Raw genomic sequence first — 15343 nt, forward strand, 5'->3', positions numbered from 1 at the left:
CGTGCGCCTAGCGCTCTTCTTTGGGACATTCGCCAACGAAACTTGTGTGAACATGGACCATAAAAACTCAAGGATTTAAACAGTAAAAAACCGGCTCAGAAGCCGGTCTCTATGCGCCCATATAACATTTCTGTTAGCGAATATATTTGGGCTCCCATATACGGCCCTGTCATCGCCACCATTAACATAATTATGATAATCTTCGGTATGAACGTTAGGGTCATTTCTTGAATCTGTGTCAGCGCTTGAAATAACGCGATAATCAGACCAACAAACATCGCTGCACCAACAGCTGGCCCTGTAGCCACAATAACTGTCCATACCGCATTACGCACTATGTCCAGTGCATCGGCTTCATTCATAGTTTTTCCCTTGCAAACTTTTCGTCCTTGCAGGGCGATTGGGCAGACATCTCAGCCCAATCGTTGCGCAGATTAGTTCGATATCAGTTTTAGGCCTTTGCTTCAGGCTTAGTCTCAGATACTGTCATGCCAGGCCCTACTAAGACTTTCGTCCCATCATCAAGTATGGCCACATTACCATCAGAGAAAATTTTGATCGAACTTACTTTACCAACAACACCGTCAGATGTTGTTACATATTTTCCTATAAGGTTAGAAGCTTGATTGACATTGCTTTGCTGCATCATCGCGGTCAAGTTCTTATTCATCTGAACGGTTTGTTCAACATTCGAGAACTGCGCCAGCTGCCCCATGTATTCGGCTGTTTTCATAGGAGCTGTTGGGTCCTGATTTTTCAAAGACGCCATAAATAGCTTTAAGAATGCCTGATAATCTAGATATGACTTATCTGTACGCTGGGTGCTTGTAGTTGGATTTGATTTTGTGGATGCTGCCGGTGTAACTGGTGAAACTGTCATAATTGAATCCTAAGCTGCAACATTTGCAATTTCTTCAAGACGATCTCGTTCGGTACACCCCTGTTCACCGTTCAAGATGCTTTCTTCAATTGCGAACAATTTTCTCAATGTTTTTAATGCATCGAAGTAGCGTTTCCTAGAAACTTGATCCTCAATTAAATCAAGTCCCTCGTGAATATCGATGTTCGAAATCGCCCTGCGAATTAGTCCCATGATAGTTGTATACTGGCACAAAGATGCCGCATCACCTATCGGAGAAATCAACGCGTCTTGTATTGTAAAGTAAAGTTGACGCAGTGGCGTTGTTGTCTCTTCTACCTGCAATACATAACTACCTAGTAGAAACCTGACATCATTCAACAAGTTGAGCGTTGTTTTTTGGTCAAACGAAATCACTGCTCCGTTTAGAAAAACTTTTTCCCCTGCCCTTAGATGAATCCGCATCCAAGCCCCCTAATTCAAACCGTCACGAATGTTTTCGTTAATCTCGATCAAGCCATCGAAGTCATCGCTCTCACCTGAGCGAATTTTATCAGCCTGCTTCACACACCAAAGGCCGATTGAAATCAAATCTGCACGTAGATTTTCAGGAAGCGAATTTTCGTCGCTCCCCAAGTCTTCAATTAAAAAAGTCCAGAGGCGACCAATAGTCGTTAAAGCAGTAATCGCTTCATCCGAGTTAGGTCCTTTTTCTTTTGCCTCGCGCAATTGCATGATTGCGAGCGTGAAGACTTCTTTTTCTTGTCCACGTTTATCGTAGGCTGAGTCTTCGATGGTCTCAGCATATGACATTTGATACATTAGATTACCTTACTGCCTATTTTGTCTTATCTGAGATAATTCAAAATGCTCAACTGGTTTAGACGTGATGTGACGCTATAATTGGCCTGAAGTTGAGTTTGCACATTATTCAGCTCAAGCGCGATTTGCTCCATACTCACGTTTTCAATAGAGTTGATACGCTTATTTAAAACATCCATCTTCGCTTTAAGATCGGTAGACATATCATTGACACGCTTAACGTTCGCACCATTTTGCGCCTGATCTTTAATAATTAGAGATGTACCGGTATGTAGCTTTTCTGTTGCGTTATCGATTATTGTTTTTTCGACATCAGATTTCAAACCGATATTGCCAAAAGCGGTTATCATTACATAGCTAGAAGCAATATCTCGATAGCTCTTCGCATTTGCTGAGGCTGTATTATCTACGCTCACGCCTTCTGAGACTGTTGAGGTCATCAAATCATCAGTGGCTGTAGACCAGTTTGCCTTCCAGTTTGCTTCGCTAAATAAGTTAGCAAAATCACCCTTTAAGAAGGTGTCCATTTCCGCTGATGTAATGTCAGCAACACGTGGATCTGTGACTGGAAAACCAAAATGGGCGTCAAATGCCTCGTTCACCAAGTCCCTATTAGATTTTGCAGGTGTGCCTACTTTTTCATCAAATCCACGCATCGGAGATTCGTTGACATTTAAGCCAGAGAAAACTGAAATACCGCCAACTGAAGTATTAAGCTGTGACAACAACGAATCCAGTTCGGTATTGGCAAGCTTTTCCATCGACTTCAAGGTACCTTTGGTATCGCGAAGACCGACCAAATCAGCACGAAAACGTTCTGCACCCTTACGCATCGCAGAATACGAAGTATCCATTACATCGACGCGCATTTTCACTTGGCTGTTCGATGTTTTTAACGCGTCGAGATACAAAAACTCACGATGCATAGATACATCGTTACCGAGTGATGCTCCGAGGGTATTGGCCATATCCGCGTGTTTGCCAGTACCGGTTGATGTCACCAAATCATCAAGCTTACGCTTGTTGAATTCGATATAATCCATCATTTTGGTACTCATCGTCAAAGACGAAACATTATAAATACCCATAGCTACCTCGCAGCATTCAGCAATGTTTGGAACATGCCATCAATTGTCGTTAATAAACGCGCTGATGCGCTGTAAGACTTTTCAATACTTAGCAACAACTGCATTTGCTTATCTATGCTAACGCCTGTTTTACCTGAGAGCGTTTCATTTGCAGCACGGAATGCAGTCGAATTCAACGCGGCTGTCTCGGTTCCGCGTTTCCTCTCAGCAGCAAACCAGCTCGCCGTATTCGCGGCAAATTGCATCAAGTCAGATTCAGTATTTACACTGGCAGCAGCATCAAATGTGCGTGACTGCTTCATGCTATCAACCAGAGTATTTAATCGATCTGCATATGCTGCGTTATTATCTGGATTATAATCGTAGGTAGCGCCATCACGCACTAGCTCAAGATTACCCACATAAGCATCATTTACCTGAATGGACGCTGCGATGTTATCTACATCTGCTGGCCTTGTCGGCATTGCTGTACCACCGGCCCAAGTAAATAGACCAGGTGCATCAGCTCCACCTCCTGCTGGATCCGTCTCTTTAAATGCATCAATGAGTGAAAAAGCGAGTTCATCAACTTGCTTTTGCATAGTGATTGCAGTCTCATCACGCATTTTCGCATAGCCAGCAATAGCACCACCCTTAATAGGGTTCCTTGCACCAGGACCTGCTACAGTTACACCATCTACAAAAACATTATTAGCAACCGTACTACCGTCGAAAACGCCTGTTGGCGTGAACGAGACTTCACGCGCCGAAGTCTCAAACAACGTAATACCACTATCAGTGTAGATAGCAATGTCGTTTTTTTCTCGATAAAGCACATCAATACCCATCTCCGAAGAGAGGGTTTTCAACATCGCATCGCGTTCATCAAGCTTTGCGTTAACGTCATGACCTAAAGCCGTACCGCGCACAATTTCTCTGTTGATCGTTTCTATATCAGCCAGAGTTTTATTGATATTCTTTACAGCCAACTCAATTGACTGATCGGCACTCATGCGTGTTTTTTGTATATCAGCCGAGGCTTGCTTAATGGTATTTGCGAGTGAGCCGACCGAGTTCACAACCTGTTGGGCCATAACCATATTTGATGGCTCGTTGGAATAGGTGCGCAAGTCACCTTGCAACTGGCCTATACTCATCGATATACCAGTTGTAAACGGCTTTCCAACCGAAGATTCCAACTCGTTTAATAGCGTACCGTAAGAGCCTGATGCTGTTGCAACGCTCTGCGATTTAAAAACAGCATCCAGCGCTGAGTCGCTTGCTGCACGCTTTGCGTTCTTCACATAGATCCCCATACCACTGTCAGAGACAATGGTATGAACACTAGCGGTTTGGCGATGATAGTTCTGATTATTTACATTCGCAATATTTTGCGAAGTAATTGAAAGCTCAGCACTACGCGCAGCCAAAGAAGACCGCGCTGTCATCATAGCTCCTGTTAATGACATCGCTATAATTCCTTACCGAAGATTAACAAGAACCTGCAAAATCTCAGAGCTTGCAGTGAACACTTTAGAGTTTGCAGTATATGAACGCTGCGACTGGATCATACTTGTAAGCTCTGAAGCCAGATCAACGTTGGAACCTTCGATCTGATATCCGGCGATTTTACCTGTACCGCCAGAGCCCGCATTAACCACACGAAGCACACCTGCATCGTTATTCACACGATAGGAGTTACCGCTTACAAGTGTTAACTTGTCCGGGTTCGCCACATTGCCGAGAGGAATTTTATAGACGGCTTTTTCTTCACCATTACTGTAAACAGCAAAGAGCGTCCCCTCATCATCAATACGCACATCAGAGACACTTGAAGGACCTGTACCATCTTTTTTCGCTTCGATAACACTAAAATCAGCAGCAAGCTGTGAACTACCTGCCATGTCGATATCCACTGAGCGACCACCAGGCAGCGCTATTGTCATAGTAGAGGATGCCGTTTTAATTTTACCTGTAGCTTTATCAAATGTTAGATCTTGCGATGTACCTGGAGGAGTAACTGTCAACTCCCAAACTGGATCAGTTGTGCCACCTGCTGAGGCTGTTTTCTTTTTATACTCGAAAGTCAGCGTTTCTTCGTTACCGAGATTATCATAGACCTTCAGTGAGGTCGTTTGAATATCATCCACTGCAGCTGTATCTGGAAGGTTAACGTTTAATGTTGCGCTTTTACTTGCCTGTGCTTCCATTTGAACGTTTGAAACATTCACATTTGCTAGAGTTGTTCCGGCCTTACCTGAATCATCAACAGGATAACCTTGCAAGTAAAAACCGGCCGCATTTACCAGATTACGCTTACGATCGAACACGAAGTCGCCAGCACGAGTTAAGTATTGGCCGCCATTACTATCGTTAACAATAAAGAAACCAGAGCCAGCAACAGACATATTTGTAGAAGTTTGGGTAAAGTTCGCAGAGCCGGACTTTGAAACAGACTGCTGGATAGTGGTCTTCACGGAACCTGAATCATAGGAAGAACTAGAGGAGTTCACAACCATGGAAGAAAATGAAGTAGACACAGCCTTATAGCCATTTGTGTTTACGTTCGCGATATTATCGGCAACGGTTGAAAGCTTATTCGCCTGAGCGTTCATTCCAGAAACACTCGTATTCATGATACCGTAAATACCCATTATTAGCTCCTACTGGCATTGGCCTAATACTATTTAGAGTAGAGTAAAGCGTTGTAAACTTGCCCGTACCTGACTGTAACTAAGCTTTACGGAATATACTCTATACCATTGTTTTTATTGGCAAAATTTCTTCGAATTTTTTGTCCATTTTCCGAATCCACTTGCCACCATGTTGGTTATTACCCGGCACACATAACGTTTTTGCGCCGGGTTGTTATTTGGTCCCGCGTGATATCTTGCAACAGCCATTGTCCAGCTGCCTTCACGCTTTTTTAATTGTTTTAAAAATTTTGCAGCATAAGCTACATTAATTGATGGCTGCAGCATTTCCTCAAGCGAGGAAAAATGTTCTCCATGGTAATGAAGGTTTATTTGCATACAGCCAACATCAATTAGTTTCTTACCTTGCCGTTGCGCAGCTCTTACACGCTGTATTGCTTCAGCCCTAGTTTTTGGAAAAAATGTTTTCCCGTGAATATTTAAGGCAAAAGGATGCAGCGAATTTTTCCGTCCTGTTTCAGTTAGGCCAACGGCATAGAGAATACCAAGCGGCACCTGATAGGCCGCAGAGACTCTTTCCATCTCGCGCTCACAGGGCCGAACAGCTATTTTCGTCGCGGCATAGGCTGATACAATGCTAGAGGTAAACACCGTCGCGTAGATTATTAGTATCTTGAGCCAAGTCACCATTTGCCAATGACTTTTCAATTTTATTCTCATTATAGTTCTGATTGCGGCCTGCCTCTTGCTGATTACTTTGGCTGTTGCCGCCAGAAGAGCCTCGCTCTCCTTGTCCACCTGCAAAGCGACCGTCGGCCCCTTGCTTAAACTGGTCAAAGTTATCTTCCTTGAAAGATATTGTGATGTGAGAGCTCTCGGCTTTATAGCCAACCTGCTGCAATACGCGGTGTAATGTACCTTTATCCCTTTGCAACATTTCAGCAGCTTCGCGTGTAGTCGTGCTAAGCGAGACTTGTAATTCATTGCCACGAAGTTGCATATTCACCCGAACTGTACCCAAGTTATCTGGGCGAAGCTGTACTTGAAGAACCCGAAGCGGCTGCGTTTTCTTCATTTCCGAAATGGTGGAATTGATATCGTTTAAAATGCTTTGAGCTGGAGTTGTTCGACTTGTCGAACGCAATAAAGCTTCAGCAACCTGTTTGGAAGGCGTCTTTGCTTCAAGCGAAGGCATAAAGTGCGTTTCTACCTTCATCACCTTGACATCAGGTTTTTCAGCAAGATTGTCTGCCTTCGTTGTCGCCAGCTCTTTAGTGCTGGCTTGCAATGTGGCTTTTAGCTTATCGATATGCAAATCAGCCTTCTGGTCGACTTTCTCAACATTAACTGTATTCGTTTTGGCAGACTTTACATCAGTTTGAGCCGTATTTTGCGCGTTAGATGCTGATTTGCCTTTTCCATTCTTCTTTGCCTGAACAACAGAGGCAACTACAGTTTGGTGCTCATTTTTATTTGATGATTGCTTTTTCTTTGTTTTCGATAGGCCCTCACCAGCGACCAGCACACCCTGTTTCTCGGTATTATCTTTTAGTGCTGCAGATGTAACGGCCTCTTGTTTATCACTGCTCTTAGTTGCGAGCTCTTCTTTAGTTGCAGTGCTTTCTTTTTTTTCTTCGCCGCTCTTTTCAGTCTCTACTTTATCTTCAGTTTTATCTTTTGATTGTTTTTCATCTTTTTGAGAAACATCTTTAGTCAATTTCTTTAGGGAAGCTAAAACTTCTGCGATTGATTTAATATCAGATGTATCTTTAGCACCAACAGATTTTCCACTCGGCTCCTTGCCTGACTCACTATTGGATTGCGTTTCTTTTTTGCCTTCTTTGCCTTCGCTAGATGCAAATTCTTTTTTCGTAGAGTCAGCCTCTTTACCGTTTTTATCAGAGGTAATTGATTTTTCTTGATTACTACTCTTTGGGTTTTCATCCGCCTTTGAATAAGATTGACTAGGCTCATTCTTTGAACCTTTCTCATCCTGGCTTTTTACATTCTTATAAATTCGACCAAACTCTTCTGATTGGTTATCAGATGGGTTTGTATTGTTTTTGGGAGGGACATTAGCTTGCTTATTGTTGACGCTTGTTAAGTATTCTAGCATTTTTAAAACTCCGCATCGGCAAGCGTTGCTTCAGCTGAAGCCAACGTTTCATTAAATGGTTCAAATGTTTTTGGCTCAAGTAGCTTATCGTCCAGCCCTACAAGCGGCATCTCAGGCACAAACTCGGAAGCTGGCTCAATAACTGGAGAAGGCCATTTTCTAATCATGTTTGCGGTAATAATTGCTGAATGCAGCATAATCCGGTCTACTGATCGCAATAATTTCTCATCAACCGCAATGAGCTCATTAAGACCCTTGCGCCATTCACGCGTTGGTGCCAACCCTGCACCATGATACAAATGAGCCGCTGCTTTTTGATCTATGCTCGCACCATCTGATGCAAGAACAGCCTCTCCTGCTTTCACTGCAAAATGCGTATTACCAGTAGAGAGAGCGGCACGCCCTAATTTAAGCAGTACTATACGCTGCGATTCAGGATCGTAATCGTTAAGAAGTTGCATAACCTTATCCCAATCACTTTCAGTGGAGAGATAGTCTTCTGTACTGATTGTTTGAGCTAAACGATCACGAAACTGTTTGGCAAAGACGGACGATTGATATTGAAACAAATAGCGCCTTGCCAAGCGCTCATACTTCTTGTTGTCACCAAGATTTGCAACAATAGGCGCTTCACGTCGCAATGCACTCTCTTCAACCAGCGTGCCAGGCATCAGCAAACGCGCCAAATCGAAGTACTTTATCGATTTTTCCGGCTCATTTTGACTGAGCAAAATGGCTTGTGACAACGCTACCTGCCCTGCAATCACTGTTGGCAAATCAAGAGCCTCAACCTTCAACAGGAGATTTTTAGCCGCCTCGCGGTTACCTTGAGAATATGCCATTGCTCCCGCGAAGAGGTTAGGATCAACATTAAAAGTCACCCCCTCATCCGCCAGAGCTTGAAACACGGAACCGGAACCACCTGAGAGCATAAAAGCAACCGCAGCATAGCTATTTTGCTTTGTTTTCCAAAGCGCCCTGTCTACGCTCAAAAAGCGACGACCAATAACTATCAATGAAGGTTGTAAAAGTTGGTAGGCCTCCCGATTGCCCATGACGATTTCATCTTGCAAGACCTGTAGCTCAAGCATCATCAAATCAGGGCTAGCATTCGACGACATCTGCGCTTTCGCAGGTAAATCTGAGATTTGCAGAGCCCCCACGGCTAATGCCGTGGAGAGACCTAACACTTTTAGAAAGCGACGCATTATCACCCCTTATCTTTCAAAAGAACAATTTCGATACGTCTGTTCTCTGGGGCAAACGGTTCGTTTTTAAGTTTCAGGCGGCGATCTGCATAACCTTCAATGCCGACAATTCGCTTTTCATCCAGACCACCCCTTACCAACATGTAATAGGCCATATGGGCACGTGACATGGATAAGCGCCAGTTGTCATTGGTTTTAGAACGGAATGGACGGCCATCTGTATGACCTCTAATAACCACATCGCCCTTTTCGTTTGCGAGCACTTTTGCGATACGCTCCATCGCCTTCACGACTGCCGGCTTTGGTTCTGCAGAACCGATGGCAAACATACCAAACTTATCATTATCCATAAGGCGGATGAGCACACCATCCGAGCTATTTGTAAGTTCAATACTCGCGCCGGCTTTAGATTTGGTCAGTGCCTCATTAATCTCTGAAGATATTTTATTCAAGCGCCGCTTTTTCTCAATCTCCTGCTTTTCAGCCTCAGAGAGCTTGATATCCAATGGCGATTGCTTACTCGCGTTTTGCTGTTGCTCAGATAGTCCTTGGTGAGCCAAGGCGAGTTTTTGATTTTCTTTAGAACTTGATTCTTCACCCTCAACAATGAGCTTTACTGGTGCATTTTCCTGATCCAGTTGTTTTGAGAGCTGCGAAGCAGTCAGTTTCTGATCGCTTCCTACATCAACACCATCTTGCGTGCCTAACCCATGGTTTGCCCCCTGACCAGAGAACGCACTTTTACCACTCAGGTTATTTTTATCTTTAAAGTCGCTCGTATTCTTATCTGCAGAAGTAGAGAGAGGTTTATTTGCATTAACCAACGCTTCAGCCGCCGCTAAAATTTGCTTCGCATCCACTAGGCTCATCTCATCTTGGCCAGTTTTTTGCTGTGCAACTTGTGAGGCTTGTGCAAGTGCTAGAACTAGCGCGAGCTCTTTCGCTTCCTCACTTGCTGGGTCAAGCTCTTCAGGTATTCCAGCTTCACCAGCGGCATCTTTAGCTTTACTGCGTATCATCATGAGAGCATTTTGCAGCTTCTCATTTCCTGTTAACTCGACACCCGGTATTTTTTTACCTTCTCGTGTCAAACGAACAGCTTCTTCTAATACTTTTATTTGCTCAGGCGTCAAATTGCTGACATTGATACCAGCCTCGTCTCTTTCTAGGAGCGGTATTTGCGCAAGCAACGGTGCATTACCTGGTAGCGGGTCTTCTTGCCATCCTGAAGGATCGAAAGGGTCTCTAAAGCTTGTACCGTCAGCTAAACCTTCTCCATCCGGATCACGATTTGGCTGTGCAAATAGAACAGGCGTTTTCGCCATTTCTAATGCACCTTGCCCACCTGCGCCCGGAGAGCCATCTGTTTGCATGATAGCTTCTGCATCAGATGCGAGCGCTGCTAAAATAGCATAGGGATTTTCAAAGAGTTCTTTCTCGGAATACTTTGCTTGATCCTCACCATCAGCACTCGTTTTATTACTATCGATCTCACTAATTGAAGCATTACCGGCACCCGTTGGATCAAGTACCATATCCGCTTCATCATCCATAGGAGCGACCATATCGGAGCCACCACCTGTGGTTGGCCCCTGTATTTCTAAACCACCCTCACCTGCTGGACGTCCTGCTGATACACCTTCATCTCGGGTTGAGGGCAAAGCCACATCTTCAGGATCCTTGAGGCCTTTCGGCTTTTCAGCTGAGTCGACAAGCTTTAACGGATTAAAGTATGTAACCATTGCCGCTCGTGTGGTTTCATCTGTTGCTGAGATCAACCACATGACCAAGAAAAATGCCATCATAGCGGTCATAAAGTCCGCATATGCAATTTTCCATACACCACCATGAGCGCTACCACCGTCGCCCAAACCGTGGCGACGCCTAACTATTATAAGCTCATTTGGTTCTATATTTGACATTGCAGAACTACCCTTTTAACGCGGCATATAATTCATCGCGCCATTCATCCAGCCCGGTGGAGAGCTTCATATCTCCAACTTTAACGAGCAAATCTGTTTTATCGTTTATTTTGAAATCGATTTTTCCATCAGAATCCAATTTCGCCTTAAACATCCCCTGCAAGTCCTCGGGTCCTTCAACCAAAACCAAATCACTTGAATTAGAGGAAAGCTGGGATTTTAAAACCGAGACAAGGGTGGACACAGCCCTTACACGCGCTTGCTCTTCAATGAACGGCACAAGAATCTGCGCTACTGAATGTGCAACCGTCTCTTCAATTTCACGAATGGCATTTGCCAACTCCATTTCGAGTTGCATTCCCTCATTCGCCTTAAAAGACGCTCGCTCATCAGCTAGCTTCTGATCCAACTCGCGCTTCATTGCCTCGATTTTCTTTTCACTTTCTTCACGAGCCGTCTCCAAGCCTTCTGAAACCCCATTTTCATAGGCTTCAAAAACTCGGTTTACCCAGTCCCCGCCTTCGCTATAGCTCTTAGGTAATCTGGAGACGATTTCCTTAATTTCCTGAGCTTCAGCAATACTCGGCGGGTTTTCAGCTGTGAAATCCGAAAGACAAGAAGCAAGCGAGTTGGTCATTATGCTGGCTCCTGATTATACATCCATTGCTTCAGAATGATCGCAGCTTGCATGTCATCAATCTCAACGGCACGCTCAAGTTTCTTAAGCGCTGAACGGTTAAGTAGCGTCTCATCCATTTCCTCAAGAGAGAATTGTGCGTCAGAATCTTGCGCATTCAAGTCCGGCAACAGAGCCAAGGCATCAGGATCACCTGCCGCTATTGCAGCCAACTGCTCTGGAGAAAGTTGTTTAGGTACACTACCTGCTTCAGCTTCTTGAGCAACTTTCTCTTCCGCCTGCGGTATAAGGAAAGCAACAGCTGGACGTAGACCGAACCAAATAATGAGCAAACTAACCACCAGAATAGATAGCGCATTTACGATACTACCCATATTTCTGGTTAAGACTTCTGTCAGTGTCCGCTCTGGGATAGCAGCCAATTCCCCGGTTGGATTAAGGAAGTTAACAGCCGTTACAGTAATCTCATCACCGCGCGCTTCTTTCAAACCCGAGGCCATTGCAATAATTTGCTTAATTTCTGTAATTTTTGGCGCAATATCAATCTCGGGCTGCTCTTCGCCTTCCGCAACAGGCGGCAACCCTTTCTTCACCTCATCGACCAAGCGATCTCTATTTACCAGCACCGCTATTGATAGCCGCTCTACTTTATAATCATCAAATACTGTTTCGACAGTTTTTGATGATATTTCATAGTTCGTCAGCTCTTCACGACGCTCATTTTGCTCTGTAGAGCGCTCACCATTAGATGCTGACACATCCTCCTCGGGTAAGTTTTGCTCAACAGTTGTTGGATTTTCCAAGCTGGAATTTTGAGAGGATTCGTTTTCTTTAACAACTTTAAAAGAACGCTCAACACGCGAATCGGGATCGTAGGTCGTTTCAGAAACACGTTGATTATCTGTATTAACTGAAGCCGCTACACTGACCTCAAAGTTACTCATACCAAGGTACGGGGTTAGCGCCTGGCGGATAGAAGCCTGAACTCGCGATGATATATTATCTTCAAGCATTGCCTTGCGACCCGTAGAGGCACTTTGCGGATCTTCACCGGTTGCCAACAACTTACCCTCAGTATCTAGCACAGTTACCGATTCTGCAGTCAAACCAGGAACAGCCGCCGCAACCAAATATCGTATCGACTGGGCCATAACACCTTCATTGGTGCCATCTGTTCGAATAAGTACTGATGCTGTTGGCTTTTGCTTTTCAGCCCTAAAGGTTGCTTTTTCTGGCAAGACCAAATGCACGCGCGCGGCTTTAATGCCGTGCATGGACTGAATTGTACGACTTACCTCGCCTTCAAGCGCACGTACCTTTGTTACACTTTGCATAAACGACGTTAAGCCTAATGAACCCATCTGGTCGAACAGTTCATAACCCGCGCCCGAACCACGCGGCAAACCTTTTTCTGCCAACAACATACGCGCACGCGCTGTACTACCGACACTAACAGAAACGACGGTTCCATCTGCGCTAACATCGAACGGGATACCGGCAGATTGCAACGCTGTTCCAATTTGCGTAACATCATCGCGCTCTAAATTCGCATAGAGCACTTCTTGCTCTGGACGGGATAACATATAAGCCGCAAAGCCAATTGCGGTAAAAGTAAAAATTGCAATAAAAGCCAAAGCCAAAAGGCGCTTTGCACCCAACTCAGCTAGATTGGCATAAATTTTTTCTGCGTTTTCGCGAGCAGCCATACGAACCTCTAAGGTATCTCATTCCTGCACACATTTGCTCAATAACCTTGCGCGAAAATTGAGCACACATTCTCTAATGAGTTTTGGCATTAATTAACGAGCAATTAATACCAGAAGTTGCATCTAGACATAAAAAAGAGGGGACAACCCCCTCTCCGATAAGCCAGAAATATAATAGGATTCAGCGAAAACTTTGAATTTTACCAATGTCTTTACTTAGTATTTTATGCTTATTAAATTTCATTTCTTTTTTCGCAAGCATTGCAACCGTAATTGCTTGCGACATAGACAGCGCGCGACCCTTTAACAAACGCTGTTTTCGATATACTTCACTTTGAACTTGCTCAAAAGCCTCAGTAAGTTTGCCGCGTAATTTGGCAATTTCCTCTGAACGCGCTTGAAGCACTTCCTGAACTTCGCCAATTGCCGTGACCAAACGAGGCAAATTACCTTGCAAACCAGCAGATGAAACATCTACATTCAGCAAATTATATTCAGCACCGTCAGCATACTCAATTATTGGTTGCTCTAATAAGCCACCTGCGCCCATGAGTTGATAACGCGAGAGATCGAACACCTCCCAAGTCAAGTCAAATATATCTTTATTCCGTCTGGTAAATCCTACCAGTATAGCTTCAAGTGCCTCAACCTGCTTTTGCTTATTAACGCTTGGCAAGCCCGAAACTGCCAATACATCTTGCAACTGAGATTGAATTCTTGCTATTTCTGACTGCAACTTTTCACGATCAGCGGTTTGCAACTCTGCCTCAAGCAAATAATTCCTTATTTGGAATATGAGCGAAGTAATACGCCCAAGGACCAACTCGGAACCGGCCTCCCAGTCACTCACAAGAGGTTTGTTTTTTTGCTTAACCTGCTCCTTACGCGTAACCGCACTTGTTAGAACAGCACCGGAAAAGTCCTTAATTCCGAAGTTACTAGCATCATCTACGGTTCTAATGGCCTGATTATAAGAGACTGCCATTTTTCACACCTTTTCGGTATTTTGCGCAGGAGTTATTGATCTTTTGAATATAAAAACAATAAAAAAAAAAGCTTGCCCGTACCTGACCCTCGGTACAATTTTATTCAATTAAAATATTTCACGTTTATGAAGGAGAGTCCCCCCCCTCCTCCATAACCACCTCACTTAAATAAGCTTAGTAGTGTATTTGTCGAGGCATTTGCAATAGATAGAGCCTTAATACCCAATTGCTGTTGCGATTGAAGCGCTTTAAGCCGTGTTGACTCAATGTTCATATCCGCATCCACCATCTGGCTCACACCGCGCGTAATAGCATCAGACAAATCCGACACGAATTCCTTTTGCATATTTATACGCTTTTTCGCGGAACCCAAATGTGTCGCAGCATCTGTGATTTTACCCATCTGCTTATCAACAGTCGATATAACAGCTTTTAGTACCGCCTTATCTTCCACCGACTTTTCAAGCCGAGAAATATCAAGGTCAATAATTGCCTTACCACCAAGCTTCAGAAGGGATTGATCAACACGATCAACAATTTCACTGAGTACTACCTTATCGTAGTCTGGTGCATACTCAGCAATTGTATCCTTAAGAGCTTTCTCATAGGCCCGGATTTTATAGCCGTCAGCTTTATCTTCCGGAACAACTAGCTGCATTTCCGGCTCAACTGCAGGCGCTGCAACAATTACAGGCACAGCCAAGGGGTCGGCCTCAACGGGTGAACTACCTGGCTTATAATTTAGCCAAGCTGTATCCGCATCCCCTTCCAGTGAAGAGGTCACCAAACCAATGTTTTTATCTGGATTGTCTTGCGTATCGACCAGAACCAACTTCGAACTATCAACTTGAATAGATTCTATATGCACCGAACCATCGGCGTTACGCGTAAACGAACCAGTTATTTGCTTGTTAAGATCATCTAGTTCTGCATTCTGTTCCAGCCAATTCTCACCGGAGAAGTTAGCAGAGGAAGCTATTGTTGAAAGCTGTCCTTGAAGTTCATTCAAATCAGATTGGATTTTATCTTTATCAATGGACCCATCAGTGGAAGTTGTGAGCTTTTGTTCCATTTCAGATACGACCTTGACTGTCGTATCCATTGCTTTGAATGCCACATCAACAGTTGCAGCACCCAATCCAAGCGCGTCTTTTACAGCGGATAACGCCCCCTTATCGGAGCGCATTGTCGTTGCGATAGACCAATACGCGGCATTATCAGAAGCATTTGCCACGCGTTTACCTGAGGAAATTCGATCTTGCGTTACCGAAATTCCTTTTTCAATGCCACGCAATGTGTTTAGCGCGATCATTGCTGCTGTATTCGTCAGTAAAGCTGTCATTATGTGTCCCGCTAATTACTAAGG

General features: G+C 44.2%; 15 protein-coding genes. All 15 read right to left on the minus strand.

Features of this window, described 5'->3' with window-relative positions; translation table 11 throughout:
* Nucleotides 1–95: 95 nt before the first annotated feature.
* Complete coding sequence (gene fliQ / locus AYK67_RS02815; protein ID WP_068082022.1) at nt 96–362, minus strand: flagellar biosynthesis protein FliQ; 267 nt, start codon at nt 360–362, stop codon at nt 96–98.
* A gap of 89 nt (nt 363–451) precedes the next feature.
* A complete protein-coding gene (gene flgD, locus AYK67_RS02820; protein WP_068082025.1) occupies nt 452–880 on the minus strand; it encodes a flagellar hook assembly protein FlgD in 429 nt (142 codons plus the stop codon).
* A 9-nt stretch (nt 881–889) separates the two neighbouring features.
* On the minus strand, nt 890–1324 hold the full coding sequence (locus tag AYK67_RS02825) for a flagellar biosynthesis repressor FlbT (protein ID WP_068082027.1): 435 nt from the start codon (nt 1322–1324) through the stop codon (nt 890–892).
* Between the two features lie 9 nt (nt 1325–1333).
* Entirely contained in the window at nt 1334–1681 is a 348-nt protein-coding gene (gene flaF / locus AYK67_RS02830) for a flagellar biosynthesis regulator FlaF (RefSeq protein WP_068082031.1), read from the minus strand.
* Nucleotides 1682–1707: 26 nt separating this feature from the next.
* Entirely contained in the window at nt 1708–2769 is a 1062-nt protein-coding gene (locus AYK67_RS02835; RefSeq protein ID WP_068082040.1) for a flagellar hook-associated family protein, read from the minus strand.
* A gap of 2 nt (nt 2770–2771) precedes the next feature.
* Nucleotides 2772–4217: a flagellar hook-associated protein FlgK gene (gene flgK, locus AYK67_RS02840; RefSeq protein ID WP_068082043.1), complete on the minus strand. Its 1446-nt coding sequence runs from the start codon at nt 4215–4217 to the stop codon at nt 2772–2774.
* A gap of 12 nt (nt 4218–4229) precedes the next feature.
* Entirely contained in the window at nt 4230–5402 is a 1173-nt protein-coding gene (locus AYK67_RS02845; protein WP_068082047.1) for a flagellar hook protein FlgE, read from the minus strand.
* Between the two features lie 114 nt (nt 5403–5516).
* On the minus strand, nt 5517–6092 hold the full coding sequence (locus tag AYK67_RS02850; protein ID WP_068082050.1) for a transglycosylase SLT domain-containing protein: 576 nt from the start codon (nt 6090–6092) through the stop codon (nt 5517–5519).
* Nucleotides 6040–7518, minus strand: a complete 1479-nt coding sequence (locus AYK67_RS02855) for a flagellar hook-length control protein FliK (RefSeq protein WP_068082051.1) — start codon at nt 7516–7518, stop codon at nt 6040–6042. Before AYK67_RS02855 ends, AYK67_RS02850 begins: the two co-directional genes overlap by 53 nt.
* A 2-nt stretch (nt 7519–7520) precedes the next feature.
* A complete protein-coding gene (locus AYK67_RS02860; RefSeq protein WP_068082053.1) occupies nt 7521–8726 on the minus strand; it encodes a hypothetical protein in 1206 nt (401 codons plus the stop codon).
* 2 nt (nt 8727–8728) lie between these two features.
* On the minus strand, nt 8729–10648 hold the full coding sequence (locus AYK67_RS17715) for a flagellar motor protein MotB (RefSeq protein WP_068082057.1): 1920 nt from the start codon (nt 10646–10648) through the stop codon (nt 8729–8731).
* Between the two features lie 7 nt (nt 10649–10655).
* Complete coding sequence (locus tag AYK67_RS02870; protein ID WP_068082060.1) at nt 10656–11285, minus strand: hypothetical protein; 630 nt, start codon at nt 11283–11285, stop codon at nt 10656–10658.
* Nucleotides 11285–12991, minus strand: coding sequence for a flagellar basal-body MS-ring/collar protein FliF (gene fliF, locus AYK67_RS02875; protein WP_068082061.1), 1707 nt, complete (start codon nt 12989–12991; stop codon nt 11285–11287). The genes AYK67_RS02870 and fliF overlap by 1 nt, the downstream gene beginning before the upstream one ends.
* Before the next feature lie 181 nt (nt 12992–13172).
* Nucleotides 13173–13976 carry a hypothetical protein gene (locus tag AYK67_RS02880; protein ID WP_068082062.1) on the minus strand — a complete coding sequence of 268 codons (804 nt, stop codon included), beginning with the start codon at nt 13974–13976 and terminating at the stop codon, nt 13173–13175.
* A 161-nt stretch (nt 13977–14137) separates the two neighbouring features.
* The gene (locus AYK67_RS02885; RefSeq protein WP_068082064.1) at nt 14138–15319 is read right to left on the minus strand and encodes a flagellin N-terminal helical domain-containing protein; all 1182 of its coding nucleotides are present in this window, start codon (nt 15317–15319) and stop codon (nt 14138–14140) included.
* Nucleotides 15320–15343: the final 24 nt, after the last annotated feature.

Source organism: Polycladidibacter stylochi, from assembly GCF_001562055.1.
In the GTDB taxonomy this organism is placed as follows: domain Bacteria; phylum Pseudomonadota; class Alphaproteobacteria; order Rhizobiales; family Stappiaceae; genus Pseudovibrio; species Pseudovibrio stylochi.